The sequence below is a fragment of the Bradyrhizobium sp. WSM1253 genome (assembly GCF_000244935.1).
GTDB lineage: Bacteria > Pseudomonadota > Alphaproteobacteria > Rhizobiales > Xanthobacteraceae > Bradyrhizobium > Bradyrhizobium canariense.
The window spans coordinates 2,012,888-2,039,202 of record NZ_JH600073.1 but is presented as its reverse complement, the minus strand read 5'-3'; the positions used below and the strand labels follow the sequence as shown (position 1 = coordinate 2,039,202).

The window sequence follows — 26,315 nt, the reverse complement described above, 5'->3', positions numbered from 1 at the left end:
CGCTTGCGCCAATGGCTCAGGTCCGAGCGCTCGTGCGGGAACGCGTGCTGGAAGAACTCTTCGCCGGTGAAGTACTGGAAATACGGGTCGTGGACCCAACGCTCGCACACCCCCTCATCGGAGAGGCCGTAAATGTGCTTGAGCAGGAGCAGCCCAATCACGAAGCGGGTCGCGATGCCTGGCCGACCGTTCTCGCTATAGAGCGGAGCGATCTCGCCGTCGATCCAGTCCCAATCGACCTTGCCGGCGAGCTGAACCAGCTCGTGCTTCAAATTGATGATCTGGTCCAGCCTGGCCCGGAACAGATCGCCCGATCCCGTCGTCCTATGCTTCTTCGGTCGCATCGCCACCTCCGATGCGACCACCGAATCATGACTGGCGATTCGACGGAATCCTGAAAATGAAATTGCAAGGTTCCGATGCCCCAAGCATCAAAATCCTGCATTCCAAAAACAGTCCACAAAGTCAAATGCGATCCTAGCTCAATCGCTTAGCCGCTCTTCACGGACGACTCGACTAATCACAACCGGCTCGGAGTACTGGATCGCCCGCCTTCGCGGGCGATGACACCGAGAATGTAGCACCAGTCTTCCGCTACTCCGCCGCCACCGCAAAGCGGCTGTTCTCCAGTTCCGCTTCCAGCCGCGCCTTCTCCGCCGCCGCCACCTTGATGTTGGCTTCTTTGATATGCCCGAAGCCGCGGATCGTCTCCGGCAGCCGCGCGAGCCTCGCCAATAGCGGGATCTGCTCCGCTTTCAGCCCGGCGATCCGCTGATCGATCATGTCGAGATAATCCGCGACCAGCTTCCGCTCGGTCCGGCGCTCCTCGGTGCGGCCGAACGGATCGAACGCGCCGCCGCGGAGGAATTTCAGTTTGGCCAGCACGCGGAAGGCGTGGATCATCCAGCCGCCGAATTCCTTCTTCTGGAGATGTCCGGTGGTCTTGTCGCGCTGTGCGAAGATCGGCGGGGCCAGATAGAACTTCAGCTTGAAGTCGCCGTCGAATTTCTCCGAGACCTTCTTGGAGAAGCTGCCGTCGGTGTAGAGCCGCGCGACCTCGTACTCGTCCTTGTAGGACATCAGCTTGAACAGGTTTTTCGCGACAGCTTCGGTCAACTCCGTGGATGACGGCGAGACCGCCTTCTCCGCCTTCCGCACCTTGGCAACGGCCGCGAGGTAGCGGTCCGCGTAGGCCTTGTCCTGATAGCCGGTCAAAAACTCGGCGCGCGTCGCGATGATGTCGTCGAGCGACTTCGCCGGCGTGGAGGCCCGGCTCCTGAACTGCAGAACGCTGCGCACCCGCGACATGTCGTGGGCGGCGAGACGTTCCCAGGTGAAGGCGAGCTTGTTCATCTCGATCGCGGCGCCGTTGATCTCGATGGCGCGGAGCAGCGCTTCCAGCGACAGCGGGATCGCGCCCTTCTGGAAGGCGAAGCCGAGCATGAAGGGATTTGTCGCGATCGAATCGCCCATCAGCGCGGAGGCAATACCTGTGGCGTCGATGATGTCGAGGTTGTTGTCGCCGACGGCGTCGCGCAGCACGGTCTGCATCGTGCCCATCTCGAAATCGAGATCGGGGTTTTGCACGAAGCTCGCGGTCGGCTGGAGATCGGCATTGATATACGCCGCGTTCGGCGCGGCTGAGCGCCGAGGGACCTGCCGAGACGATCATGTCGCAGCCGAGGATGACGTCCGCGCCGCCGGTGGTGATCCGGACCGCGGAGATGTCTTCCGGCTTCGCGGCGATGCGCACATGGCTCATCACCGCGCCGTTCTTCTGCGACAGACCGGTGAAATCCAGCGCCGAGCAGCCGCGGCCGTCAACATGGGCGGCCATGCCGAGCAGCGCGCCGATGGTGATGACACCGGTGCCGCCGATGCCGGTGACAAGGATGTTGTAGGGGGCGTCCAGCTCACGCGCGGGTGGCAGCGGCAGGTCGACAAACAGCTGGCCTGAGTCGACTGTCGATGTCTTGATCCGCTTGAGCGTGCCGCCATGCACGGTGACAAAACTCGGACAAAAGCCCTCGACGCAGGAAAAGTCCTTGTTGCAGTTCGACTGGTCGATCTGGCGCTTGCGGCCGAACTCGGTCTCCAGCGGCTGCACCGAGACACAGTTCGAGGCTTGCGAGCAGTCGCCGCAGCCTTCGCAGACCAGCTCGTTGATGAAGGCGCGCTTGGCGGGATCCGGATACAGCCCGCGCTTGCGGCGGCGGCGCTTTTCCGCGGCGCAGGTCTGGTCGTAGACGATGACCGTAAGGCCCTTGATGTCGCGCAGCTCGCGCTGAACGGCGTCAAGCTCGCGGCGATGATGGATGGTCGCGCCTTGCGGGAAGTAATTGCCGTCAGGGTACTTGGTGGGATCGTCGGAGACGATCGCGAGGCGCTTGACGCCCTCGGCCCAGACCTGTTGAGCGATCTGGGCAACGTTGAAGCCGCCCTCGGCCGGCTGGCCGCCGGTCATCGCGACGGCGTCGTTGTAGAGGATCTTGTAGGTGATGCTGATGCCGGCGGCCGATGCCGCGCGAAGGGCAAGCAGTCCGGAATGGGTGTAGGTGCCGTCGCCGAGGTTCTGGAAGATGTGCTGCTCGGTGGTGAAGGGCGCTTGTCCGATCCAGTTCACGCCCTCGGCGCCCATATGCGAGATCAGATCGGTGCGGCGGGTCGGCATGCTCAGGGCCATGCCGTGGCAGCCGATGCCGGCCATGGCGCGGCTTCCCTCGGGCACGCGCGTCGAGGTGTTGTGCGGGCAGCCCGAGCAGAAGAATGGCGTGCGCGCCAGTTTGATTTGCTGGGAGGCCGGAACAGGAGTGTCGAAGGCCTCGAGCCGGGCGAGGCGCTGCTCAAGCACCGGGCTGTGGTGGCCGAGCTTGCGCAGCCGCGCCACCAGTGCGGCTGCAACGACGGTCGGCGTCAGTTCGCCCTCGCTCGGCAATAGCGGCGCGCCTCGCTCGTCGCGTTTTCCCGTCACGGTCGGGCGCCGGGACGCATCGATGTTGTAGAGGATGCGCATCAGCTGGTCTTCGATGAAACCGCGCTTCTCCTCGACGACCAGCACGTCCTGAAGCCCTTCGGCGAAGCGCTTGGCGCCGGTTTCCTCGAGCGGCCAGGTCAGTGCGACCTTGTAGATGCGCAGGCCCAAATCCTGCGCATCCTTGTCGGTGATGCCCAGATCGGCCAGCGCCTGCCGCAGATCGAGATAAGCCTTGCCGGTCGCGACGATGCCGAGCCGTGCCGGCCTGGAGTCGAGCACGATGCGATCGAGCTGGTTGGCACGCGCAAAGGCCTGCACCGCCGCCATCTTCGGGCCGAACAGGCGCCTCTCGGCGTCCAGCGGCGGATCGGGCCAGCGGATGTTGAGGCCGCCGGGCGGCATCTCGAAATCGTTGGGGAGCTTGATCTGGATGCGTTCGGGATCGCTGTCAATCGAGGCCGAACTCTCCACGGTCTCGCTGATCGCCTTGAAGCCGACCCAGCAGCCGGAGAAGCGCGACAGCGCAAAGCCGTAGAGGCCGAGGTCAAGATAGTCCTGCAGTGTCGCTGGGTTGATCACAGGGATCAGCGCCGCTGCGAAGACCTGCTCGCTCTGGTGCGCCAGTGTCGAGGACTGGCAGCCGTGGTCGTCGCCGGCGAGCGCGAGCACGCCGCCGTTGAGCGAGGTGCCGGCGGCATTCGCATGCTTGAGCGCGTCGACCGAGCGATCAACGCCCGGCCCCTTGCCGTACCAGATGCCGAACACGCCATCGACCTTCGCGCCGGGAAACAGGCCGACCTGCTGGCTGCCCCAGACGGCGGTCGCCGCGAGGTCCTCGTTCAAGCCGGGAACGAAGGCGATGTCGTGCTGCTGGAGGTGTGACTTCGCGCGCCACAATGCGTGGTCGTACATGCCGAGCGGGGAACCGCGATAGCCCGAGATGAAGCCGCCGGTGTTGAGGCCCTGAAGCCGGTCGCGTTCGCGCTGCAACATGGGCAGGCGGACCAGCGCCTGCGTGCCAGACAGGAAGATCCGCTTCGATTCGAGCCGGTATTTGTCGTCCAGCTCGACCTGCATCAGCGTCATTCGGAAGTCCTCGTCTCTTGTTTGGCTTTTCTTCGACTTGGGGTTTGCGCTGCGGGAGGGAGGAGCGGCTGCGCGACGCGAATTGTGACAGTCAAAGGCATGCACAGGCGAAGTCAATATCGCTGGCCGCATCCGTGGCGCTCCTGCTGGTCATGGCTTGCTTGCGGAGGACATCGTGACTGCAAGCGCGCTCGACACTGAGATCACGGAGACAGCTGAGGCTCCGATCGGGCCATGGCGCCACCCGCGCCAGATGCTCCAAGCAGAGGTATTGCGCGGTACGGCCGATATCGTTGCTGCGCCGACAGCCCTCGACGTCTTCGCGAACTCATGCCGCTGGCGACCCCATGATCCTCAAGACCTGAAGGTCGCTCTACATGACGACGCTGAAGGCCTCTTGCGCGCACCATGGGGAGGAGCATCGGGGGCTGTATGGAGCGGGTCGCTAGCGCCACCTTCGTCGTTCCGGGGCGCGCGTCGCGCGAGCCCGGATCGATTTCAGCGCGTGTTTAGCCGCCCGATGGATTCCGGGTTCGACGCTTACGCATCGCCCCGGAATAACGACGGAGAGCGCTCATCCTTTGGGCAAATGCACGCCGCAAAGCCGCCGCACAGCGAATAAGCAGACCCCGGCTTTCCTAATAACATTCTGACAGCGCAGTAAATTTTCCTGCGCCGTCGGCTTAATCGCAATTGTACACAATGGCATGGCGCTTGCAGAACTCCTGCAGAGAGAGTTCTCGCGGGGGCCTTGAGTCATGTTGAACTCAACCAAGCCGACACTGGGTGTCATCAGCGCCGAACCGGAGCCGGTCAAGCTCGACTGGCCGGCCACCGCGCTTCTCATCATCGACATGCAGCGCGACTTCATGGAGCCCGGCGGTTTCGGCGAGACGCTGGGCAACGACGTCAGCCAGCTCGCGCGTGCGGTGAAGCCGATCGGTGCCGTGCTGAAGGCCGCGCGGGATACCGGCATGCTGGTGATCCACACGCGCGAGGGCCATCTGCCCGATCTCTCCGACGCGCCGCCGGCGAAAGTCGAGCGCGGCGCGCCATCCCTTCGCATCGGCGACCCCGGTCCCATGGGACGCATTCTCATTCGCGGCGAGGCCGGCCACGACATCATCCCGGAACTCTATCCGCTCGACAGCGAGATCGTGATCGACAAGCCCGGCAAGGGCGCATTCTACGCCACCGAGCTCACCGACGTGCTGGAGAAATACGGCATCGAAAATCTGCTGGTGTGCGGCGTCACCACCGAAGTGTGTGTCAACACCACCGTGCGCGAGGCCAACGACCGCGGCTATCGCTGCGTCGTCATCTCGGACGGCTGCGCGTCCTACTTCCCCGAATTTCACGAGATGGGCCTGAAGATGATCAAGGCCCAGGGCGGCATCTTCGGCTGGGTCGCAAGCTCAGCCGCGGTTCTGGAGGCGATGAAGATTTCCACATCAGCGTAGGGGCATCACCATGAGCACAAGCACGACGGGGACGGCCGGCACCTTCGAGTTCAAGCCGGCACTATGGACACCGGGCGACTGGAACGCGTTTTTCGGCTTCGGCACCAACATCCTCGTCAACATGCTGGTGCTCACGGGCCTGCTGCGCTTCGTCCTGAAGATGCCTGACAGTCTCGTGTTCGGCCGCATCCTTCCCGCACTCGGGTTGATGATGTGCCTTTCCACCTTCTACTACGCGTACCTCGCCTATCGTCTCGCGCAGAAGACCGGTCGCAACGACGTCTGTGCGTTGCCGTCAGGCGTCAGCGTGCCGCATATGTTCATCGTCACCTTCGTGATCATGCTGCCGATCACGATCAAGACCGGCGATCCGCTCAAGGGCTGGTCGGCCGGCCTGGTCTGGGTGTTCTTCCAGAGCTTCATCCTGATGATCGGCGGGTTCATTGCGCCTTTCATTCGAAAAATCACGCCGCGCGCGGCGCTGCTCGGTACGCTCGCCGGCGTCTCCGTCACCTTCATCTCGATGCGACCGGCGCTCGAAATGTACATGACGCCACAGATCGGCCTGGTCTGCTTCGCCATCATCCTGGTGAGCTGGTTCGGCGGCGTGAAATATTGGCGCGGCATTCCCGCCGGTCTCGTTGCGATCGCGGTGGGCATGGTTATCGCCTGGGGCTCGAACCTGTTCGGCCTTGGTCTCGGCGGGCTCAGCGTCAAGGGCGTCAGTGATGCCTTCGCGAATTTCGGCTTCTCGGTGCCGATCCCGGCGGTGGGCTACGTCTTCTCCGGATTCGAATTCCTTGGCGTCATCCTGGTCACTGCCATTCCGTTCGGCATCTATGATCTCGTCGAGGCCATGGACAATGTCGAGAGCGCGGAAGCCGCCGGCGACGAATATCCGACCACGCGCGTGCTCACCGCCGACGGAATCGTCAGCCTGATCGGCTGCCTGATGGGCAACCCCTTTATCAACGCCGTCTATATCGGCCATCCCGGCTGGAAGGCGATGGGCGGCCGCATCGGCTATTCGGCCGCGACCGGCATCATGGTGGTGGTGCTGGCCTGGTTCGGCATCATCTCGGTGCTGCTGGCGCTGGTCCCGGTCGTCGCGATCTCGCCGATCCTGCTCTATATCGGCATGCTCATTGGCGCGCAGGCGTTCCAGACCACGCCGGTCAAGCACGCGCCCGCGATCGTGCTGGCGCTGACGCCGCATTTGGCCGCCTGGGCCAAGCTCCAGATCGACACCATGCTGGGCTCGACCATGAACGCGGCTGCGACCGTCGGCGGAATGGCCGCCGACAAGGCCGACGCGGTCAAGGCTGCCGCGATTGCAGCGCTGCCGCAGCAGGGCGTGTTCTATCACGGACTCGAAGTGATGGGCGGCGGCTCCATCCTCGGCGGCCTGATCCTGGGTGCGATCGGCGTCTTCATCATCGAGCGCGACTTCGAGAAAGCCTCGGCATTCGCGCTGGTTGGTGCGGTCCTGACTTACTTCGGCTTCATGCACGGCGAAGCCGTCGGCATCGGCGGCGGATTTGGCGTCACGCCCGCGGTCGCGTTCGCCTATGCCGTGATGGCCGCCGGTCTGTTCGCGGCCAGCAGGCTCGGCGCGAGCGAGCCTTACATGCCGCACGCGGACATGCACGCGGCACCGGCGGAGTAGCTACCCGCCCTTGACGGCACCAGCGGTGAGCCCGGCGACGATCTGTCGCTGGGCGAACACCGTCAGCAGCAGCACCGGGAGGGTGACGATCAGCGCGGCGGCCGCGAGCGGCCCCCAGCTCAACTGGTCGAACGAAATCATATTGTAGACGGCGACCGGCAGGGTGCGGGTCTCGCGTCCGGCCAGCACGATGCCGAACACAAAGTTGTTCCAGGAGAAGATCACAGCCAGGATGAAGGCAACGGCGATGCCGGGCTTGGCGATTGGCAGGGCAACGTGCCGAAAGACCTGCCAGCGCGTGGCGCCGTCGATGAGGGCTGCTTCTTCCAGCTCCATCGGCGTCGTCTCGAAATAGCCGATCATAATCCAGATCACGATCGGCACCGTGACCACGAGGTGGATGATGATCTGCGGCACCAGCGTGCCCAGCAATCCCAGCCATTGAAACATGAGAAACAGCGGGATCAGATAGGACAATCCCGGCGTGATACGGGCGATCAGGATCACGATCGCAGATCTGTGCGCGGCCATCCGCGCGATGCCGTAGCCGGCGGGAACGCCGACGAGCAGCGCAAGCAACGTCGCGCTGCCGGTCACGATCAGGCTGTTGATGAAATAGGTCAGGAAGCGGTTGGAGGCGAGCACGTCGGCATAGTTCTTCCAGGCGACATGCTCGGGGAAGAACACCGGCGGGTAGGCGGCGTTGTCGATCTCGAATTTGAGCGACAGCGACAGCATCCAGAGAAAGAACAGGATCGCCGGCGACACGATGACGAACACCGAGAACCACAGGCCGATCTTGCCGACGATTTGCCTTGGAGTCATGTGCCGCTCGCGATCTCGGTCCACAGCATGCGCTGGCGCGCGTAGAGCATCACCGCCGCAAGCAGGACGATCAGCAGGAAGAACACGACAGCAATCGCCGAGCCGTAGCCGAGGTCGTAGTAGGAGAAGGCGACGCTGTAGAGATAGATGTTGATCGTCTCCGACGCCGATCCCGGTCCGCCCTGGGTGATTGCGAAAATGATGTCGAAGCTCTTCACGGCGTCGATCATGCGGATCATGCCCGCGATGAACAGGAACGGCATGATCAGCGGCAGGGTGATGAAGCGGAACACCTGCCAGATGCTGGCGCCGTCGATCTGTGCGCTTTCATAAGGCTCGGTCGGGATCGCGGCGAGGCCGCCGAGCACGATCAGCATGACCAGCGGCGTCCATTGCCAGGTCTCGACCAGCACCAGCGAAGGAATGACGGTCGCGGGATGGAATACCCAGAGCTGCGCAGGGATTCCGACCAGTGACAGCAGATAGTTCAGCACGCCGAGCTGCGGGTGGAACATCATGGTCCAGACCAGCGCGATCGCCACCGGCGTCGCCATCATCGGCATGATGAAGACGCCGCGCAGAAAGCCGCGGCCGGGAAATTTCTGGTGAAACACCACGGCCGCAAACGTGCCGAGCACGAGCGGCAGCAGCACGGACAATATGGTGTAGACCAGTGTATGTCCGACGGCCTCGATGAAGCGGGGATCGCTCGTCAGCCGCAGATAATTGGACAACCCGACGAAGGTGGTCGAGGAGCCGACCTTCCACTCGTTCAGGCTCATCCAGATCGTGAAGACCCACGGGAAGATGATGATCGCGATCACGACGACCAGCGCCGGCACCACGAACGGCCAGTACGACGGCGGCCGCAACGCTTTCTCCGGCGCGACATCAGACTGTGCCGCGCCCGGAGTCGATTGTGTCAACGCACTCACGCCTTCTCGCTACGCTCCAGGATCGGCCGGTACTGATCGTTGGCCTTCTTCAGCTCGGCGGCAGGATCGGCGCCGGACAAGGTCGCAGTGACGGCCGCGCCGACGATGTCGCGGAATTCGGCGACCGGGATCACGACGGGCAGGCCCAGCTTGCTGATCTTGCCGGAATCGATCACCGATTGCAGCCACTCCTTGGTCTTGACGCCCTTCTGGACCTCGGCATCGCCAAGGATCGAGTTGCGGAACGGGACGCCGCCGCCGGCCTGCAGCAGCCGCGCTCCTTGCGTTTTCGAGACCACCCATTGGCAGAGCAGATAGGCGGCTTCCTTGTTCTTGCTCGCAGCGGCAACGCCGATGCCGTCGCCATAGGTCGAGGAATATTGTCCCTTGGGGCCGGCGGGCACGACGGTGTAGCCGACTTTGCCGACAACGCGCGAGGCAGCCGGATCTTCCAGCGGCGGCGCCCAGCCGACGCCGTCGATCCACATCGCGGATCGGCCTTGCGTGAACGAGGCCATCGACTCCATCCAGTTAAAGCCGGCGACGCCTGGAGGTGCCGATTTGGTCAGGAGCGTCTGATACAGCTTGGTCGCGGCAATGGCTTCCGGACCGTCGGTCAGGATGTTGCCCTTGGCGTCGAGGAATTCTCCGCCATAGTTGAGGAAGAAGTTGCTCCACATCGCCATGTTGGCGTTGCGCAAGCCGCGCCCGACAAAGCCGTAGATGCCTTCCTTGGTATCGGTGAGCTTCTCGGCCGCCGCAGCCATCTCATCGAGGGTCTTGGGAACGGCGACGCCCTTCTTCTCGAACAGCTCCTTGTTGTAATAGAGGATGAAATAATCGACCGACCACGGCAGCGACAGCATCTGGCCCTTGTCGTTCCTGGCGTATTGCAGGCCCGCGGCCGAGAAGTCGCTTTCGACGAGATCGGGCGCGGTCAGCGCCGGGTCCTTCATGAAGGGCGTCAAGTCGGCGAGCCAGCCGGCCTTCTCGAACTGCCGCTTCTGCACGTGGTAGCTGAGATGGACGACGTCGAAGCTCGGCCGGCCCGAGGTGAACTCGATCACCACCTTCTGGCGCTGCTGCTGCTCGGGAATCTGCTCCGCTTCGACCTGGATGCCGGTGAGCTCGGTGAACTCCTTGACGTATTTTTGCAAGTTGTCGCCGCGGGGCCCCTTGGCGAGGATCACCTCAAGCTTGGTCCCTGCGTATTTCTTCCAGTTCACCTCGGCGCGCGCCGGCAGGCCTGTCAGGCTGAGCGCGCCAGCTGCAGCGGTGCCCGTCAAGAGCGTACGACGCGAGATTTTGTGGTTGACCACTTTTAGGTCCCTCCCTGTGACTCAATTTGGGCGGATACTAGCGGCCGTTCCGCGTCTGCCTAGCCCTAATCTGTGGAATTCAGGGCCGCACGGCCGGCGTCTCCATCGGCAAGCCATGCGCCCGCGACATCAGATAGAGTTCGAGCGCGACCAGCTCGGGCGCGCCGAAATCATAGGCCTGGGCGCGGACGCCCGTCATGCAACTGCGTAGCCGGCGCTCCAGCGATCCCAGCGTCTGCCATTCCAGGCGATAAAGCGGATAGCCGGTCGGCTGTCCCTGCGTGATCGGCGCGCCGGCAAGTCGCTTGTTGAAATTGTCATCGTGGCAATTGGTGCAGGCAAGGTTGAGTTGGCCCTCGCGCTGCATGAAGAGGTCGCGGCCCTGGTCGACGAATGGCTTCAGTTGCGGATCGTCGCCGGCCGTGATCGCGACCCCGCGCGATTGATGCGCGACGAAGGCGGACAGCGCCAGCAGGTCGCGGCTCTCGTAGGGCAGCGCCGGTGCCTGCTGATGATTGCTGCGGCAGAGATTGATGCGCTGGTCGAGCGTGACGGGGCGCGCCAGCGCCTTGTCGAAGGCCGGATAGCGCGCCGCGACGCCTTTCATGCTGCCACGTGCATCGCCATGGCAATCCGCGCAGGCTTTGTCGGCGCTGCCGGTCCTCTTCGTCCACAACGCCTCACCATCGAGCACGAACAGCATCCCGGGATTTGAGGTGTCGTCATCCTGCATCGCGCGGGTGTCGGGCCCCATGAACGAATAGCCGGAGCGGCGCGCGTCCGGCGGAATCTCGCCGGCGAGCAGGGCAGGGCCGGTGGCGAGGAGCGCCGCGGCCGATATCGTGCGCCAAAAACTCATTCGACCGTGATCGACGCCGATGCGCTGGACGAATAACCGTTATCGCCGATCCACTCGAACTCGAGCTTGCCGCTCTCCTTCGCGACCGTGAAGAACGACAGATAGGGATTGGCCGCAATCGCCGGAAAGAGATCGGCGCGAAAAATCTCGGTGCCGTTATAGCGGCACGTAAAGCTCGTGATGATGTCGCGCGGTACCAGCGCCCCATCCGCGGTGTGGCGGAAGCCGGTCTCCATGATGTGCGAGGTCAACGTGCGGATCTCGATGATTTCGCCGCGTCTGGCTTTCGTGGGAACGTTGATGAGCGCAGCCATCAATTCATCTCCTCGGTGCAGGCGGCCAGCGTCACGACGATTTCGGTCGTGACCTGCCAGAACGTGTCGTCGGAAAGGCGCGCGATCGCCACCACCTTCTGGGTGTCGGCGAGCCGAATCCGGGTCGAGATTTGGGCGCGGCCGGAGGAGGGGCCGAGATGGAAGTTGCCGATGTTCGGCTGCGGGTTCTTCTCGTTGAACACGTGGATGCTCTTGACGTAGTCGTCCGCCGTCATCGGGCTCGCGACGCTCACGGTCATCGGCACCGTGTTGCCGTTCTCGACCAGCGGCGGAATGTCGAGCTTCACCTTGCCGGTGCGGACAGGTGCTTCGCCGACGACGTTGCGGATCGCGGCGGTGAGCATCGCCGGTGTCGCCTCGAGCGGCCGCAGCGTGAGGATCGGGATCGTCCCGGCGAACGTCACGCTTCCGGCAAGAGTCACGAATCGGCGTCGCGTGGTTGGCATGAACAGTCCTAGTCCCGAAGCGTTGCAAGAAAAGCCACGATGTCCTCGATCTCGGCGGCGGACAAGATCGGTTTGCCGGCGAAATTTCGCCCGACCCGCACGAGGTGGTCGGTGCGATAATAGGACGGCATGATGGTCTCCGGGTTGAAGCGCGCCGCATCGACCAGTCGAAGCCGCAACTGGCTCACCGTCCAGCGGTTCCCCGCACCCGAGAGGTCTGGCGCGAGGTCGCCCTGGAACCGGGTTTCGGGGAAGGGACCGGAATGGCAGAGGATGCAGGTCGTCGTGCGTGCGAGCACGAGCGCGCGCCCGCGCGCGGCATCGCCGGGCGCGCCGGTGAGCGATTCCGCGATGCCGTCGCCGACGACGTTGTAGGGCACAAGCTCGTCCGCGTTAGCAGCGCCGGCAACACTTGCGGCGATCAGCGCTGCGATATGGACCAATGCTCTAGCCAAAGGTGTCCGCCGTAATGGTCTGAAACCAGCGCTCGGCTTCAGCCGCCTCGCGGGCGCGCAATTCGCGCGGCGCATCGACGGGGCTGGTCGCTCCGCCCTCGACCTCGGCGAAGATGTCGCCCCTGGGCTGGTACTTGCCCGCGAGTGAAAAGCCGTAGCCGGGTGCGACGATGTTGTAGCAGACGCCTATCAGTCGCGGCGTGTCTGGTGCGCGGCCGGCAAGGAGGTTCACGATCGCGGCAGCGCAGGCCTTGCCCTGTGCGCTTGCCGCGGATGCCGACTTGGGAATGCCCCCGCCGAGGCAGGCATCGCCGATGACGTGGATGTTCTGGACAAGTTTCGATTCGAAGGTAACGGGATCGATCGGGCACCAGCCGGTGGCATCCGCAGCGCCCGCGATCTCGGCGATGCGTCCCGCTCGCTGCGGCGGGATCACGTTGGCGACCTCAGGCGTGTAATTGCCGAATTCGGTGACGATGGTCCTTGTCGCGGGATCGACCGAAGTCACGCGGCCGCCTTGCGACAGCCCGATGCGTTCGATCATGTCGCCGTAAAGTTCCTTCCACGCGCTCTCGAACAGTCGCTGCTGGGAGAAATTGTCCTTGGCATCGAGGATCAAGACTTTTGAGCGCGGCTTCTTCGCTTTCAGGTAATGCGCAATCAGGCTGGCGCGCTCATAGGGCGCCGGCGGACAGCGCGAGGGATTGGCGGGGATCGCAATGGCGAGAGTGCCGCCGTCCGGCATGGCCTCCAGCTGCCGACGCAGCAGCAGCGTCTGCGCACCGGCCTTCCAGGCGTGCGGCATTTTTTCTGATGCCGCGTCGTCGTAGCCGGGCAGGGCTTCGAAATGGAAGTCGATGCCGGGGGAGAGGACGAGACGATCATAGGGCAGCGCAACGCCATCGGCCGTCACGACGCTGCGCAGTTGCGGCTCGATTGTGGTTACGGCTTGGCCGATCATCGTGACGCCCTCGGCGGCGACCTTGTCATAGCCAAATTGCTGAGATTCGATGTCGCGAAGGCCGGCAATCACCTCGTTGCTGAAGGGGCAGGAGGTGAAGACCGCATTGGGTTCGATCAGGATGACTTGCAAGTTTGCCTGCGCGCGCTTCAGCGCGCGGGCGCACGCTGCGCCGCCAAAGCCGCCGCCGACCACGACGACGCGGCCCGCCGATTGCGCGCGCAGGATCGAAGGGACGGCGAATGATGTGGCCGCGGCGGCGATGCCGAGGATGGCATCCCGCCGTGTCACCGGCGCATTCATGGGTCTTGTCCGGAAAGTGTGCCGCGGCGGCCGTTACGGCCGCCGCGGCGTGTCTCAGGCGAAGGTGATGTTCTGGTCGCGCAACGGCACCGAACGGATGCGTTTGCCCGTCGCCGCGAAGTACGCATTGAGCACCGCTGGCGCTGCGACGCCGATGGTCGGCTCGCCGACTCCGCCCCAGAACCCGCCGCTCGGCACCATCACCGATTCGACCTTCGGCATCTCGTTGATGCGCATCGAATTGTAGGTGTCGAAGTTGGTCTGCTCGATCTTGCCGTCCTTGACGGTGCAGCCGCCGTAGAACAGCGCGGAGAGGCCATAGACGAAGGAGCCCGCGATCTGCCGCTCCACCTGCGCCGGATTGACGACGTAGCCGGGATCGGTGGAGGCGACGATGCGATGCACCTTGATCTTGTTGCCGTCGGTCACCGAGATCTCGGCGGCGCCGGCGACATAGCTGCCATAGCCCATCACCTGCGCGATGCCGCGATAGATGCCTTGCGCCGCCGGGGTGCTCCAGCCGATCTTCTCGGCCACGGCATTGAGCACCGCCAGATGCTTGGGGTGATTGCCCATCAGCTTGCGGCGAAACTCGATCGGGTCCTGGCCTGCGGCCTGGGCCAGCTCGTCCATGAAGCATTCCATGTAGATCGCGTTGTGATTGATGTTGACGCCGCGCCAGAAGCCCGGCGGAACGTGCGGGTTGCGCATCGCATGCTCGACCAGGAGGTTTGGCACGGAGTAACCGAACGCGGCTTCGCCGGACTGGGCGACGCCCTGGAATGCGGCCGGATCCATGCCGTTCTGCAGCGCTTCGGGGCGGAGCGAGAACAGGATCGATTGCCCGGACAGGCGGTAGTGCAGCGCGACCAGATTGTTGTCCGCATCGAACGCGCCGGTCATCTTGCACTGGGTGATCGGGTGATATCTGCCGTGCGCCATGTCCTCTTCGCGCGACCACAACAGCTTGATCGGCGTGCCCGGCATCTGCTTGGCGATCAAGACGGCCTGACGGACATAGTCGGTCTGGCCGCGCCGGCCGAAGCCGCCGCCGGGCATCACCTTGTGCACGTCGCACTTCTCCGCCGGCAGGCCCGACGCTTCCAACGTGGCGGCGAAGGCCGCCTCGCCATTCTGCGTGCCGCACCAGACCTCGCACTTGTCGGCCGTGTAGAGCGCCGTGGCGTTCATCGGCTCCATCGTGGCGTGGTTCTGGTAGGGATAGCTGTAGACGGCCTCGATCTTCTTGGCGGCACCGGCGATCGCCGCCTTGGCGTCGCCGTTCTTGTTGCCGACATAGGCCGGCTGCGCGTTGTCGAGACCCTCGGCCAACCACTTTGCAATCGATTCGCTCGAGACCTTGGCGTTGTCGCCCTCGTCCCAGACGATCGGCAGCGCCTCCAACGCGGTCTTGGCCTGCCACCAGGTATCGGCAACAACCGCGACCGCGGTGTCGCCGACCTTGACGACCTTCTTGACGCCTTTCATGTCGGTGATCTTGGCTTCGTCATAGCTCTTCAGCTTGCCGCCGAACACCGGGCAATCCTTGATCGCGGCGTTCAGCATGCCCGGCAGCTTGACGTCGATGCCGTAGATCATGGTGCCGGTGGTCTTCTCGGCGGTGTCCAGCCGCTTCACGCCCTTGCCGATCAGCTTCCAGTCCTTGGGGTCCTTCAGCTTGACCTCGGCCGGCGGCGTCAGCTTGGCCGCGGCCTCGGCGACCTTGCCGTAGGTCGTGGTCTTGCCGGACGGCGTGTGGGTGATGACGCTGTTGGCGGCGGTGCATTCGGACGCCGGCACTTTCCACGCCTCGGCGGCGGCCTGGATCAGCATCACGCGTGCGGTGGCACCGCCCTTGCGGACATAGTCTTGCGAAGAGCGGATGCCGCGGCTGCCGCCGGTCGAGAAATCGCCCCAGACGCGCTTGCGGGCGACGCTCTGGCCCGGTGTCGGATATTCGGTCGAGACCTTCGACCAGTCGCATTCGAGTTCCTCGGCGACGAGCTGGGCGAGGCCGGTGAGCGAGCCCTGGCCCATTTCGGAGCGGGCGATGCGGATGACGACGGTGTCGTCGGGCCTGACCACGACCCAGGCGCCGATCTCGGGGGAGCCGTCGGCCGCGCGGACCACGGCGGGGCCGCCGAAGGGGATATCGAGGCCGATTGCGAGACCTGCGCCGACCGCGGCGGTGCCGATGACGAAGGCACGGCGGTTCATGCTGGGAGAGACATGCTTGTTCATGTGGCGGCTCCTTACGCGCTTGCGATCGTGTGGATCGCTTCGCGCACCTGCTGGAAGGTGCCGCAGCGGCAGATATTGGTGATGGCCTCGTCGATGTCGGCGTCGGTCGGCTTCGGCTTCTCGCTCAGCAGCGCCGCCACCGCCATGATCATGCCGCTCTGGCAATAGCCGCATTGCGGCACGTCCTGGGCAATCCAGGCTTCCTGCACCTTGTGCAGTGCGTTGCCGGAGGCGAGCCCTTCGATGGTCGTGATCTTCTTGCCTGCGGCCTCGCCGACCGAAACGCCGCAGGAGCGGGTGGCGACGCCGTCGATGTGAACGGTGCAGGCGCCGCATTGTGCAATGCCGCAGCCATATTTCGTGCCGGTCAGGCCGGCATTCTCGCGGATCGCCCAGAGCAGGGGCGTATCCGGCTCGACGTCGAGCGTGAAGGTTTTTCCGTTGATTGTTAGGTTTGCCATCGCAGTCCCCTGATTGGCCCAATCCACCGATTGGACTCAGGGGCGCAATGTGTCCGGCAAATTGGAAACGTTCAAATCAACAGTCCGGGGGGTAGCCGCCAGAGATTTGCTCCCTGGGCGGCCCGCGGCACGGCTTGGGGCGACGTCTACCGGCTTCCGTGCGCAGACGCCCTTGGAACCGGAGCGACAGTTTGTCTCTTTTGCCGGGGTGCAAGTCGACAATGCTCTGCTACAGTGGAATCAGCCAAAAAGAGGTTCCATGAACGTACCGCAGCCTTGCAAAGTCCTGATGCTCTATCCGCTGTTCTCGGCAGAGTCCTTCTGGAGCTTTGGCGAATCCTGCAAAGTGTTGGGCGTGAAGCGCCCTGCGGCCCCTTTGGGGCTGATCACCGTTGCCGCGATGTTGCCCGAGCACTGGACGGTCCGGCTGATCGATTGCAACACGGAAGCCTTCAGCGACGAGGATCTTTCCTGGGCCGACGTCGTCTTCACGGGCGGAATGATGCCGCAGCAGGCCGACACGCTGCGCCTGATCGAAATTTGCCGTGCCGCGGGCAAGCCGGTGGTCGTCGGCGGTCCCGATCCCACCTCAAGCCCCCATATCTATGAGAGGGCCGACTTCCAGGTGCTCGGAGAGGCCGAGAGCGTTCTCCACGAATTCGTCGCGGCCTGGGACAGTGGCGCCCGCTCCGGCGTCTTCATCGCGCCAAAATTCCAGGCCGACGTCACCAAGACGCCGGTGCCGCGCTTCGACCTGCTGAAGTTCGAGGACTACCTTTATCTCGGTGTGCAGTATTCCCGCGGCTGCCCGTTCACCTGCGAGTTCTGCGACATCATCGAGCTCTATGGCCGGGTGCCGCGAACCAAGACGAATGAGCAAATGCTGAACGAGCTCGACAGGCTCTACGCCATGGGCTACCGCGGCCATCTCGACTTCGTCGACGACAATTTCATCGGCAACAAGAAGTCGCTGCGGCTGTTCCTGCCCCAGCTCGCCGAATGGCAGCGTGCTCACGGCTATCCCTTCGAATTGTCGACTGAGGCCTCGGTCAATCTGGCCGACGATCCCGAGCTGTTGGAGCTGATGGGTCAGGCGAATTTCTTCGCCATCTTCGTCGGCATCGAAAGTCCGGATCCGGCGACGCTGGTCGCGATGCGGAAGAAGCAGAACACGCGGCGCAACATCGCCGAGAGCATCCACAAGATCTACGCCGCGGGCATGCTCGTCACCGCGGGTTTCATCGTCGGCTTCGACAATGAGAAGCTCTCGATGGCGGATGCCATGATCGACTTCATCGAAGAGGCGGCGATCCCGGTCAGCATGGTCGGCCTGCTCTATGCCTTGCCGAACACGCAGCTGACGCGCCGCCTCGAGCGCGAAGGCCGGCTGCACCCCGGCCACGATTTGGCGCCGACCATCGGCGCGGATCAGTGCACCGCCGGGATCAACTTCGATCCGGTGCGCCCGTTGCGCGACATCCTGACGGACTACAAGCGCGTGCTGGAGCACATCTACAGCCCAGAGGCCTATGCAAGGCGCGTTGATCGCCTGATGACGCTGCTCGACCGGTCCAGGCAGCGCCAAGAGCTCGCCGAGGGCGATATCCGCGCCGGGCTCGGGGCGATGGAAACGGTGCACAAGGTGGTCACAGCCCTTCCCGAGGCGCGAGGGCCGCTGTGGCAGACCTTCATGAACTGCGCCAAGCGCGACACCTCATCGGCGCGGATTGCCGTGCAGATGATCGCGGCTTATGCGCATCTCGGGCCGTTCTCGCGCAAGGTCATCGCTGCCATCGATGAGCGCCTCGCTGCGCTCGACGAGGAGACCGTCATTCCGGCCGCGACTGTCGACGTAACGGCGGCCCGGCATCTGGCCTGACGGTCTACTTCACCGCCAGCCGCAAAAAGCTCATCACGCTGCCGAGCGCGGCGAAGCCGGCGCCAAGTGCCAATGCCACGACTGCGCCGTCGTGACCGGCCAGCGAGAAGCAGGCTGCGGCGAGCGCGGCCCCCGTCGTCTGCCCGGTCAGGCGCGCGGTGGCGACGATGCCGGAGGCGCTGCCGCTGCGATGTGGCGGCGCGCTCGACATCACCGCCTTCATGTTCGGCGCCTGGAAGAAGCCGAATCCCATGCCGCAGATCACCATCCGCCAGATGATGTCGGGGATCGCAGGATTGGCCGGCAGCATCGCCAGCAGCGCCATGCCGAGGCCGAGCATCACGAGCCCAATGCCGCCGAGCAGTCCGACCGCGTGCCGGTCGGAGAGGCGCCCCGCGATCGGCGCCATGATGCCGACCACCAGCGGCCACGGCGTCATGAAGAAGCCGGTCTCGACCTGCGAACGCCCCAGCACGTCCTCGAAATAGAACGGCAGCGAGACAAAGGCGAGGCCCTGCACCGCGAACGAGCATACCGCGGTCGCCGCCGACAGCGCGAACATCGGCCGACTGAACAGATCGATCGGCAGCATCGGCGCGGGATGGTCGGCATGGCGGCGCGTCAGGATGAAGCCGAGCACCAGGGCCGTGAGCAGCTCGATGCCCACGACCACTGGTGACAGATTGTGCGCAGCACTGCCGATGCCCGTGATGAACAACCCGAGACAGGCCGACGCCAGGATCGCGCCGAGGAAGTCAAAGCCGTGATCGGCGCGCGGCGTTTTCGGCAGCATCGCAAAGCCGATGCCGATCGCGACGAGGCCGAACGGGATGTTGACGGCGAACAGCCATGGCCACGGGCCGAGCGCGAGGATGGCGGAGGCGATCGAGGGACCGAAGGTGAAGGCGGTCGCGACCACCAGCGCGTTGTGGCCGAAGCCGCGGCCGAGCATCCGGCCGGGATAGACGAAGCGCACCAGCGCCGTGTTGACGCTCATGATGCCGCTCGCACCTAACCCTTGCAGCGTGCGCGCAACCAGCAGGCTCTCCAGCGACCAGGCCACCGCGCAGAACAGCGAGGCGATGGTGAACAGGATCAGGCCGCCGAGATAGATGCGCTGGTGCCCGACGATCTCGCCGAGTGCTCCCAACGGCAGCAGCGTCGCCACCAGCGCGATCTGGTAGACGTTGACCACCCAGACCGATTGCTCAGGGCTGACATGCAGGTCGCCGGCAATGGCGGGCAGCGCGATGTTGGCGATCGCGGTGTCGAGCGAGGCCATGGCCAGCGCGGTGAAGATCGCGGCAATGGCCCAGCGCCGCTGTGCGGGCGGAAGGCCGTCGGAAATGGTGTGGTCGGGCTTGCGCGCGGCGGCGGGTAACGTGATTGTCATTGCGTTAGCGCGTTGCTCCGGCGGCCGGCTCCAGGGGACTTGGCATGTACTACGGCGCGGCCGCCTTCCACAGGCATATGCTTGCATGCAGTGTATGCGCGAAGGCTGGGCGATGATTCCTGGCGCCGGCGTATGATCGCATGAGCTGCTGCAATGTCAGGGGAGCGCCATGCACATCGTCGTTTTGCCCGGTGACGGCATCGGGCCCGAGATCACGACCGCGACATCAGGCGTGTTGCGTGCCGCCTCCGAGCGCTTCCAGCTCAATCTGCGGCTGGAGGAGCACGCAGTTGGCCATGCGAGCCTCAAACAATTCGGTACGACGGTGCGCCCCGAGCTGCTCGACATCGTCCGTGCCGCCGACGGGCTGATCCTCGGGCCGACCGCGACTTTCGACTTCAAGGACGAGGCCCATGGCGAGATCAACCCGTCGCGGTATTTCCGCAAGAACCTCGACCTCTACGCCAATGTCCGGCCCGCACGCACCTATGCGGGGCTGTCCGGCCGGGTCGGTGATTTCGACCTTGTCGTGGTGCGCGAGAACACGGAAGGGTTTTACGCCGACCGCAACATGGAGCAGGGCAATGGCGAGATGCTGGTCACATCGGATGTCGTGATCTCGCTGCGCCGGATCACGCGCCATTGCTGCGAACGCATCGCGCATGCGGCGTGCCGGCTGGCGATGAAGCGGCGCAAGCATCTCACCATCGTGCACAAGGCCAATGTGCTCAAGCTCGGCGACGGCATGTTCCTCGACATCTGCCGCGAGGCGGCGAATGCCTATCCCGGCCTCGCCCTCGACGACATCCTCGTCGACGCCATGATGGCGCATGTTGTACGCAACCCCGACCGCTTCGACGTCATCGTCGCCACCAACATGTTCGGCGACATCCTGTCCGATCTCACCGCAGAGCTTTCCGGCAGCCTCGGCCTCGGCGGCTCGCTCAATGTCGGTCACAGCCACGCCATGGCGCAGGCCGCGCACGGTTCGGCGCCTGACATTGCAGGCCAGGACGTCGCAAATCCGGTCTCGCTGGTCCTGTCGACGGCCCTGCTGCTGGCCTGGCACGGCGAGAACAGCGGCGCGGTACGGTACGAGGAAGCCGCTCGTGCGATCGAGGTGGCGGTGGCAAAAGCGATCGGCGAAGGCAGGGCAACGCGCGATGTCGGCGGCAAGCTCGGGACCATCGCGGCGGGGGCCGCGATCGCAGAGATCTTGCAGGCGGAGTGAGGTGGTCCTGCGGGTCTTGCGTGTTTTTTTTAAAGGCTCAAAACAAAAAACGCGAAAACAACCCCATGCACAGTAGAAGGCCCCTTGATTAATAAGGGATTTCCGAAACGCGCAGCGACGACATTTGCCGCGGCCATGACGTTGACGCGTCGGGCAAAACACTGGCAGGATGCCAGGACTGCACCGGTCCGCAAAAGACCATGTGTGCTTCCCGCGAAGGAGCGATGCCCGCTCCTGTGCTGAAGCAGATCTACGCGGGCAGCTCCGGCATTCACCTTTTGGACCCGTTGCAGACGTTAGGCTGGATATGTTGCCTTTTCCACCGCACGTTGAGGTATCATAAATTCTGAACTGCTAGCTGGGTTGTATGGCCTGGATTGTTGCCTTCGCAGTCTTAGTGTTTGTTTACCGTCGCGCGACGCGTGCTGGCGACCGGCTTGCGGAACTGAAACCGACGGGAATGCTGCGCTCGCCGCTGTTCTACTCACAAACGGCGCTCCTTTGCGTTCTAGTGGTGCTTATGTTGGCTCCGGGTTACCTGCCACACGAGCGGTGGGCTGTTGCCGCCTATCTTGTCGTCCTGGTGATCGTGGTAGCAGCGCTCTTGTTCGTGCGGCGCGCATTGAAATGGCGCTACCCCGTTTAATGTGATCACTTCCGCTTATGGCCCTTATCGTCGCTTGGCATACGGCATCGGCAGGTCCGGAGTCTGGCTAGAGCAGAAGTCATCGCCTCCGGTGCAGACTGCCGCCTTTGACCTGACCCGGTCATCAGTGCAGCTTGGACCAACGTAGAACAATGGCTGTTCTCAGCCGGGGTGTATGAGATCGGATTGATAATGAAACGACGAGAATTCCTGACTTTGGTTGGTGTGGCGTCTGCGTTGCCTCTGGCAGCGCGAGCACAGCAAGTGAAGCGAATGCCCCGAATTGGCCTTCTCCTCCCCCCACCGCGGAATTTGGAAGTAGACTCATTCCTCAAGGGGCTCAGCGATCTCGGTTGGGTTAACGGCGCGAACATTCATGTCGAATATCGCGACGCCGGTGGCGACGACGCCAGGCTGCCGGCGCTTGCGAATGAACTTGTCGCTCTTGATATTGACGTTCTCGTCACAGCCACATTCCCCGGGATTCTTGCCGCTCATAACGCGACGGCAAAAATTCCGACCGTAATGATCGTGGGCCCCGATCTGGTGACCATAGGCCTTGCAGCCAGCATGGCTCATCCTGGCGGCAACATCACGGGGCAAACCTTTTTCCTCACAGAACTGGCTGCAAAGCGCCTGGAGATTCTCGCAGGCTTGGCTCCCTCGACCAGACGCGTGGGGGTGCTCATGCAGCGAGGAAATCCCCTGAACAACGCTACAATGAGCACCATGAGGAACGCGGCGCAGGCATTGAAGATGGAGCTACTACCTATCGAGGTCGACGTTCCCGGCGATCTCGAAAGCGCGCTGTCACTCGTCGGCTCTAACCCGATGGACGGCCTCGTGATCACGGACGCAAACGCGTTTGTCACCAACACGTCCATGGTGGCCGCGATTGTGGACAAATGCAGGGTGCCATCGGTTGCCGCACCCATCGTCGCCTCCCGCGGGGCCGCCCTGATGGGTTACGGTGTGGACTTCACCGCAATGTTCCGCCACGCGGCTGTTTTCGTCGACAAGGTATTGAAGGGTGCCAACCCCGCCGAGATTCCCATCGAGCAGCCGACGCAGTTCAAGACCGTCATCAACCACAAGACCGCAAAGGCGCTCGGCGTCGAGATACCTCCGTCGTTGCTGGTGCGCGCGGACGACGTGATCGAATAACTGCGGCGGCCTTTCGGCGAGCGGGCGAGCCAATTCGCTCAGAACTGATACCTCCTCAGCCCCCCATCCACCGGGATCACCGTGCCCGTGATGTAGCGCGCCACGGGCGACGCCAGAAAGACCGCGAGCGCGGCGAGGTCTTCGGGCTCGCCCCAATAGCCGACAGGAATCTCCTCCTCCGCGAACCGCTCGCGATAATCGGGCGCGTAGTTGCGGCGGATCTGTTCGCTCATGATGCGGCCGGGCGGGATGCAGTTGATGGTGATGCCGTGCTCGCCGATCTCACGCGACAGGCCCTTGGCCCAGGCGTGCACGGCGGCTTTGGCGGCGAACGCGGCGTTGAGGCCTTCCGGCTCGGACTTGCCGGTGATGTTGACGATGCGGCCCCATTTGCGTTCGATCATCTGCGGCAGCAGCGCATGCGCGATGCGGCGATAGCTGGTGAAGTTCAGCGCGATCGCTTCGTCCCATTGGCTGTCGGGCGCATCGACGGGGAGGGGGCGGCTGCCGCCGGCATTGTTGATGAGGATGTCGACATGGCCGAGCTCGCTCACGGCGAAGGCCGAAATCCTCTCCGCCGCGTCCTTGGCCATCACGTCCTGCTCGAATGGCGTGATCAGACCGGAGCCGACTTCGCTCACCAGCTCGGCGAGCAGGTCGGTGCGCCGTGCCACGCCGACGACGCGCACGCCTTCAGCAGCCAAGCCCTTGGCGATGGCACGGCCGATACCGACGCTCGCTCCGGTGACGACGGCGGTTTTCGATTTGAGCCCGAGATCCATGGTGACACGCCCTCTTGTTTGCTTTTCTGCTTGTCGCTGTTCGTTCGGCTGTTCGTTTTTCTGTTCGTTTCCTGCCCTGTCCCGTCAGCCTGATTTGCCCGACCGGGACGAGCAGTGGTAACCAAGAGCCGCGTTGAAGGAAACACGAAAAAGAAAAGGCGCCGAGCGATGGTCTGGGATCCGCAGCAATATCTAAAATTCTCGGGGCACCGCCTCCGGCCCGCCGTCGACCTCTTGATGCGGATTCCGGATTCTGGCCCGCGTGCGGTTGCCGATCTCGGTGCCGGCGCCGGCAACGTCACCAGGCTGATCAAGGAGCGTTGGCCGGACGCGACGGTGACCGGTGTCGAGGGATCAGCCGAGATGGTTGCCGCCGGCCGCAAGGCGGCGCCGGACGTGGAATGGTCGCACGAGGATCTCGGCCATTGGCGCCCGACGAAGCAATATGACGTGGTCTATTCCAATGCCGCGCTGCACTGGCTGCCCAATCATGCGGCACTGTTTCCGTCGATCATGGAGAAAGTGACGCCCGGCGGAATGCTCGCTGTGCAGATGCCGCGCAACTTTCTGGCGCCCTCGCATGTGCTGATTGGCGAGACGGCGCTGAACGGTCCCTGGCGGTCCAAGGTCGAGCATCTCGTCACGCCGCCGCCGGTCGAAGCGCCGGCCTATTATCACGGTCTTCTTGCTCCTATGTCGGCCAATATCGACATCTGGGAGACCGAATATCTGCAGGTGCTGGAAGGCGAGAACCCCGTGAAAGAGTGGACCAAGGGGACTTGGCTGACGCGCTATCTCGACATCCTGCAGGGCGACGAGAAGGCAGCGTTCGAAGCCGCCTATGGGATGAGGGTCGCGAAAGCCTATCCGAAGAACGCCGCGGGACAGACGCTGTTTCCCTTCCGGCGTCTGTTCATGGTCGCCCAGCGCAACGGCTGATCGTACTGCCGCAATGCGACATAAGCGCTCGCTTCCGGGAACGCAGCAGGTGCCGGGTTGCGCAAGACAGCTTGGCTGCGGCAAATTGGGCTTAGGTCTAGTTGTTCGGGTGGCGGATTGCTGTCAGTACTGAAATCGGAAAACAAAAAAGACCCGGTTTTAGAGGTTGTTGGGAGGTTCGTTCATGCGCAAGCTGCTTCTTGCGGTCGCCGCCGCAGCTGTTCTCGTGAGTCCCGTCTTGTCTCCGGTCTTGGCCCAGGCCCAGAGCCCGATCGTCATCAAATTCAGCCACGTCGTTGCCAACGACACTCCTAAGGGCAAGGGCGCCCTGAAGTTTAAGGAACTCGCGGAGAAGTACACCGACGGCAAGGTCAAGGTCGAAATCTACCCGAACTCCACGCTGTACAAGGACAAGGAGGAGATCGAGGCGCTGCAGCTCGGCTCGGTGCAGATGCTTGCCCCCTCGACCGCGAAGTTCGCACCGCTCGGTATCAAGGAATTCGAGGCGCTCGACCTGCCCTGGTTGTTCAAGGACGACCAGACCTATTCCAACGCGATGACGGGCACGATCGGCAAGTGGCTGTTCCAGAGGCTCGAGACCAAGGGCATCACCGGGCTCGCTTATTGGGACAACGGCTTCCACATGCTCTCCGCTAATCGTCCCCTGATGAAGCCGGCCGATTTCCAGGGTCTGAAATTCCGCATCTCCGGATCGAAGGTCGCCGACCAATATCTCCGGATCATGGGCTCGATCCCCCAGATCATGGCGTTTTCTGAAGTCTACCAAGCTTTGCAGACAGGCGTGGTCGACGGCTGCGAGAACACCGCCTCCAATTACCTGACGCAGAAATTCTACGAGGTGCAGAAGGACATCACCGTGTCCTATCACGCGCACCTGCAATATGCTGTGATCGTCAATTCGAAATTCTGGTCCGGCCTGCCGCCCGATATCCGCGCCCAGCTCGAGAAGGCGATGAACGAGGCGACCGACTATACCAACTCGATCGCGCGCCAGGAAAACGAGGATGCGCTGGCCGAGATCAAGAAGACGGGCAAGACCACGCTGCATTATCTGACTGACGCCGATCGCAAGGCGTGGCAGGAAGCGATGCAGCCGACCTACAAATGGGCGAAGGGGCGGGTCGGGCAGGAGGTGCTCGATCTCGTCGCCAAGGAACTCGACGTCAAGATGAACTGACGCCGGCGCGCTATAAGAACAACCATGAACGGTCGGGGGTGATCGCACTCCCGGCCGTTGCTCTTGAATGATGAGCCAAGCTGAGGGGACCAAGTTGCTGCGTGCATTGAATCGTGTGCTCGATCATCTCGAGGAATGGCTGATCGCGACGATGATCGCGGCCGCGACATTGCTCATCTTCGTTGCCGTGCTGCACCGATATGGCGCCGGGCTGTCGATCGACATCGCCAAATGGGCGGAGGCCCGCAACCTGGCCTTGCTGGCCGTCCCCGCGCGAGCGGCGTTCGTCTGGCTTGCCGCTCTCGATTTGTCCTGGGCGCAGGAACTCTGCATCTACATGTTCATCTGGATGGCGAAGTTCGGTGCGGCCTACGGGGTGCGCACCGGCATCCATGTCGGCGTCGACGTCCTGGTCAATGTCCTTCCCGGCGGATCGCGCCGCCGCGTCATCACGTTCGGCCTAATGTGCGGCGCCCTTTTCACTGCCATCGTGTGCTATTTCGGTGCCGCGTTCGTCGGCCAGATGTGGCAGACCGGCCAGCAATCCAACGATTTGGAAGCGCCGATGTGGCTGGTGTATCTCACCATCCCGCTCGGCTCCGGGCTGATGTGCTTCCGCTTCCTGCAGGTCGCCTGGTCGTTCTATCACACCGGCGAGCTGCCGCATCACGACATGGCCGGCGTCGAGGGCGTCGAAATAGACCCGGTCCATCCGGCCCCGGTCACGCGCAGTCAGGTCGTCCGCGACGAACGCAGC

The 26,315-nt window shown here is 63.6% G+C and carries 21 protein-coding genes and 2 pseudogenes; 9 read left to right on the top strand and 14 right to left on the bottom strand.

Features of this window, described 5'->3' with window-relative positions; translation table 11 throughout:
• A partial coding sequence (locus BRA1253DRAFT_RS11305; protein ID WP_007594067.1) for an IS5 family transposase occupies positions 1-344 on the bottom strand: 344 nt, incomplete at its 3' end.
• Positions 345-594: 250 nt separating this feature from the next.
• Positions 595-4,060 (bottom strand): annotated as a pseudogene (locus BRA1253DRAFT_RS11300) (indolepyruvate ferredoxin oxidoreductase family protein).
• Between the two features lie 758 nt (positions 4,061-4,818).
• Here BRA1253DRAFT_RS11300 and BRA1253DRAFT_RS11295 point away from each other — a divergent pair.
• Complete coding sequence (locus BRA1253DRAFT_RS11295) at positions 4,819-5,520, top strand: cysteine hydrolase family protein (RefSeq protein WP_007594065.1); 702 nt, start codon at positions 4,819-4,821, stop codon at positions 5,518-5,520.
• 10 nt (positions 5,521-5,530) lie between these two features.
• Positions 5,531-7,186, top strand: coding sequence for a hypothetical protein (locus tag BRA1253DRAFT_RS11290; protein WP_007594063.1), 1,656 nt, complete (start codon positions 5,531-5,533; stop codon positions 7,184-7,186).
• Here BRA1253DRAFT_RS11290 and BRA1253DRAFT_RS11285 read toward each other — a convergent pair whose 3' ends face one another.
• The 10 genes from BRA1253DRAFT_RS11285 to BRA1253DRAFT_RS11240 form a co-directional block, all read right to left on the bottom strand.
• Positions 7,187-8,011: a carbohydrate ABC transporter permease gene (locus BRA1253DRAFT_RS11285; RefSeq protein ID WP_007594061.1), complete on the bottom strand. Its 825-nt coding sequence runs from the start codon at positions 8,009-8,011 to the stop codon at positions 7,187-7,189.
• Complete coding sequence (locus BRA1253DRAFT_RS11280) at positions 8,008-8,946, bottom strand: carbohydrate ABC transporter permease (RefSeq protein WP_007594059.1); 939 nt, start codon at positions 8,944-8,946, stop codon at positions 8,008-8,010. Before BRA1253DRAFT_RS11280 ends, BRA1253DRAFT_RS11285 begins: the two co-directional genes overlap by 4 nt.
• Complete coding sequence (locus tag BRA1253DRAFT_RS11275; RefSeq protein ID WP_007594058.1) at positions 8,943-10,265, bottom strand: ABC transporter substrate-binding protein; 1,323 nt, start codon at positions 10,263-10,265, stop codon at positions 8,943-8,945. The genes BRA1253DRAFT_RS11280 and BRA1253DRAFT_RS11275 overlap by 4 nt, the downstream gene beginning before the upstream one ends.
• Positions 10,266-10,344: 79 nt before the next feature.
• Positions 10,345-11,124 (bottom strand): sulfur oxidation c-type cytochrome SoxA, encoded by a 780-nt coding sequence (gene soxA / locus BRA1253DRAFT_RS11270; RefSeq protein ID WP_007594056.1) that lies wholly within the window; start codon positions 11,122-11,124, stop codon positions 10,345-10,347.
• A complete protein-coding gene (gene soxZ / locus BRA1253DRAFT_RS11265; RefSeq protein ID WP_007594055.1) occupies positions 11,121-11,438 on the bottom strand; it encodes a thiosulfate oxidation carrier complex protein SoxZ in 318 nt (105 codons plus the stop codon). The genes soxA and soxZ overlap by 4 nt, the downstream gene beginning before the upstream one ends.
• On the bottom strand, positions 11,438-11,905 hold the full coding sequence (locus BRA1253DRAFT_RS11260) for a SoxY-related AACIE arm protein (protein ID WP_007594054.1): 468 nt from the start codon (positions 11,903-11,905) through the stop codon (positions 11,438-11,440). The genes soxZ and BRA1253DRAFT_RS11260 overlap by 1 nt, the downstream gene beginning before the upstream one ends.
• Before the next feature lie 8 nt (positions 11,906-11,913).
• Positions 11,914-12,360 (bottom strand): sulfur oxidation c-type cytochrome SoxX, encoded by a 447-nt coding sequence (gene soxX, locus BRA1253DRAFT_RS11255; RefSeq protein WP_007594053.1) that lies wholly within the window; start codon positions 12,358-12,360, stop codon positions 11,914-11,916.
• Positions 12,353-13,624, bottom strand: a complete 1,272-nt coding sequence (locus BRA1253DRAFT_RS11250) for an NAD(P)/FAD-dependent oxidoreductase (protein WP_007594052.1) — start codon at positions 13,622-13,624, stop codon at positions 12,353-12,355. Before BRA1253DRAFT_RS11250 ends, soxX begins: the two co-directional genes overlap by 8 nt.
• Positions 13,625-13,678: 54 nt before the next feature.
• Positions 13,679-15,865 carry a molybdopterin cofactor-binding domain-containing protein gene (locus BRA1253DRAFT_RS11245; RefSeq protein WP_007594051.1) on the bottom strand — a complete coding sequence of 729 codons (2,187 nt, stop codon included), beginning with the start codon at positions 15,863-15,865 and terminating at the stop codon, positions 13,679-13,681.
• Positions 15,866-15,876: 11 nt separating this feature from the next.
• Positions 15,877-16,326, bottom strand: coding sequence for a (2Fe-2S)-binding protein (locus BRA1253DRAFT_RS11240; RefSeq protein WP_007594050.1), 450 nt, complete (start codon positions 16,324-16,326; stop codon positions 15,877-15,879).
• 259 nt (positions 16,327-16,585) lie between these two features.
• Between BRA1253DRAFT_RS11240 and BRA1253DRAFT_RS11235 the strand changes: the two genes are divergently transcribed.
• Positions 16,586-18,205, top strand: a complete 1,620-nt coding sequence (locus BRA1253DRAFT_RS11235; protein ID WP_007594049.1) for a B12-binding domain-containing radical SAM protein — start codon at positions 16,586-16,588, stop codon at positions 18,203-18,205.
• A gap of 4 nt (positions 18,206-18,209) precedes the next feature.
• On the opposite strand, the gene BRA1253DRAFT_RS11230 is transcribed toward BRA1253DRAFT_RS11235, so the two are convergent.
• The gene (locus tag BRA1253DRAFT_RS11230; RefSeq protein WP_007594048.1) at positions 18,210-19,598 is read right to left on the bottom strand and encodes an MFS transporter; all 1,389 of its coding nucleotides are present in this window, start codon (positions 19,596-19,598) and stop codon (positions 18,210-18,212) included.
• 169 nt (positions 19,599-19,767) lie between these two features.
• On the opposite strand from BRA1253DRAFT_RS11230, the gene BRA1253DRAFT_RS11225 reads away from it, so the two are divergent.
• From BRA1253DRAFT_RS11225 to BRA1253DRAFT_RS11215, 3 genes are all read left to right on the top strand, one after another.
• Positions 19,768-20,829, top strand: coding sequence for an isocitrate/isopropylmalate dehydrogenase family protein (locus BRA1253DRAFT_RS11225; protein ID WP_007594047.1), 1,062 nt, complete (start codon positions 19,768-19,770; stop codon positions 20,827-20,829).
• Positions 20,830-21,196: 367 nt separating this feature from the next.
• On the top strand, positions 21,197-21,475 hold the full coding sequence (locus tag BRA1253DRAFT_RS11220) for a hypothetical protein (RefSeq protein WP_007594046.1): 279 nt from the start codon (positions 21,197-21,199) through the stop codon (positions 21,473-21,475).
• A 192-nt stretch (positions 21,476-21,667) separates the two neighbouring features.
• A complete protein-coding gene (locus BRA1253DRAFT_RS11215) occupies positions 21,668-22,639 on the top strand; it encodes an ABC transporter substrate-binding protein (protein ID WP_007594045.1) in 972 nt (323 codons plus the stop codon).
• A 38-nt stretch (positions 22,640-22,677) separates the two neighbouring features.
• Here BRA1253DRAFT_RS11215 and BRA1253DRAFT_RS11210 read toward each other — a convergent pair whose 3' ends face one another.
• The gene (locus BRA1253DRAFT_RS11210; RefSeq protein WP_007594043.1) at positions 22,678-23,421 is read right to left on the bottom strand and encodes an SDR family NAD(P)-dependent oxidoreductase; all 744 of its coding nucleotides are present in this window, start codon (positions 23,419-23,421) and stop codon (positions 22,678-22,680) included.
• A 168-nt stretch (positions 23,422-23,589) separates the two neighbouring features.
• Here BRA1253DRAFT_RS11210 and BRA1253DRAFT_RS11205 point away from each other — a divergent pair, with 168 nt between their 5' ends.
• The 3 genes and pseudogenes from BRA1253DRAFT_RS11205 to BRA1253DRAFT_RS46180 form a co-directional block, all read left to right on the top strand.
• Positions 23,590-24,360, top strand: a complete 771-nt coding sequence (locus BRA1253DRAFT_RS11205; protein WP_007594041.1) for a methyltransferase domain-containing protein — start codon at positions 23,590-23,592, stop codon at positions 24,358-24,360.
• A gap of 184 nt (positions 24,361-24,544) precedes the next feature.
• A complete protein-coding gene (locus BRA1253DRAFT_RS11200) occupies positions 24,545-25,558 on the top strand; it encodes a DctP family TRAP transporter solute-binding subunit (protein ID WP_007594040.1) in 1,014 nt (337 codons plus the stop codon).
• 67 nt (positions 25,559-25,625) lie between these two features.
• Positions 25,626-26,183: pseudogene (locus tag BRA1253DRAFT_RS46180) on the top strand (TRAP transporter small permease); the annotation flags it as partial.
• Between the last annotated feature and the right edge of the window lie 132 nt (positions 26,184-26,315).

Excerpts from the sequence above, each read along its gene's own strand:
- BRA1253DRAFT_RS11295 (WP_007594065.1), top strand. The coding sequence starts at position 4,819 with ATGTTGAACTCAACCAAGCCGACACTGGGTGTCATCAGCGCCGAACCG.
- BRA1253DRAFT_RS11290 (WP_007594063.1), top strand. The coding sequence starts at position 5,531 with ATGAGCACAAGCACGACGGGGACGGCCGGCACCTTCGAGTTCAAGCCG.
- BRA1253DRAFT_RS11285 (WP_007594061.1), bottom strand. The coding sequence starts at position 8,011 with ATGACTCCAAGGCAAATCGTCGGCAAGATCGGCCTGTGGTTCTCGGTG.
- soxA (WP_007594056.1), bottom strand. The coding sequence starts at position 11,124 with ATGAGTTTTTGGCGCACGATATCGGCCGCGGCGCTCCTCGCCACCGGC.
- soxZ (WP_007594055.1), bottom strand. The coding sequence starts at position 11,438 with ATGGCTGCGCTCATCAACGTTCCCACGAAAGCCAGACGCGGCGAAATC.
- BRA1253DRAFT_RS11260 (WP_007594054.1), bottom strand. The coding sequence starts at position 11,905 with ATGCCAACCACGCGACGCCGATTCGTGACTCTTGCCGGAAGCGTGACG.
- BRA1253DRAFT_RS11250 (WP_007594052.1), bottom strand. The coding sequence starts at position 13,624 with ATGAATGCGCCGGTGACACGGCGGGATGCCATCCTCGGCATCGCCGCC.
- BRA1253DRAFT_RS11245 (WP_007594051.1), bottom strand. The coding sequence starts at position 15,865 with ATGAACAAGCATGTCTCTCCCAGCATGAACCGCCGTGCCTTCGTCATC.
- BRA1253DRAFT_RS11240 (WP_007594050.1), bottom strand. The coding sequence starts at position 16,326 with ATGGCAAACCTAACAATCAACGGAAAAACCTTCACGCTCGACGTCGAG.
- BRA1253DRAFT_RS11235 (WP_007594049.1), top strand. The coding sequence starts at position 16,586 with ATGAACGTACCGCAGCCTTGCAAAGTCCTGATGCTCTATCCGCTGTTC.
- BRA1253DRAFT_RS11230 (WP_007594048.1), bottom strand. The coding sequence starts at position 19,598 with ATGACAATCACGTTACCCGCCGCCGCGCGCAAGCCCGACCACACCATT.
- BRA1253DRAFT_RS11225 (WP_007594047.1), top strand. The coding sequence starts at position 19,768 with ATGCACATCGTCGTTTTGCCCGGTGACGGCATCGGGCCCGAGATCACG.
- BRA1253DRAFT_RS11220 (WP_007594046.1), top strand. The coding sequence starts at position 21,197 with ATGGCCTGGATTGTTGCCTTCGCAGTCTTAGTGTTTGTTTACCGTCGC.
- BRA1253DRAFT_RS11215 (WP_007594045.1), top strand. The coding sequence starts at position 21,668 with ATGAAACGACGAGAATTCCTGACTTTGGTTGGTGTGGCGTCTGCGTTG.
- BRA1253DRAFT_RS11210 (WP_007594043.1), bottom strand. The coding sequence starts at position 23,421 with ATGGATCTCGGGCTCAAATCGAAAACCGCCGTCGTCACCGGAGCGAGC.
- BRA1253DRAFT_RS11205 (WP_007594041.1), top strand. The coding sequence starts at position 23,590 with ATGGTCTGGGATCCGCAGCAATATCTAAAATTCTCGGGGCACCGCCTC.
- BRA1253DRAFT_RS11200 (WP_007594040.1), top strand. The coding sequence starts at position 24,545 with ATGCGCAAGCTGCTTCTTGCGGTCGCCGCCGCAGCTGTTCTCGTGAGT.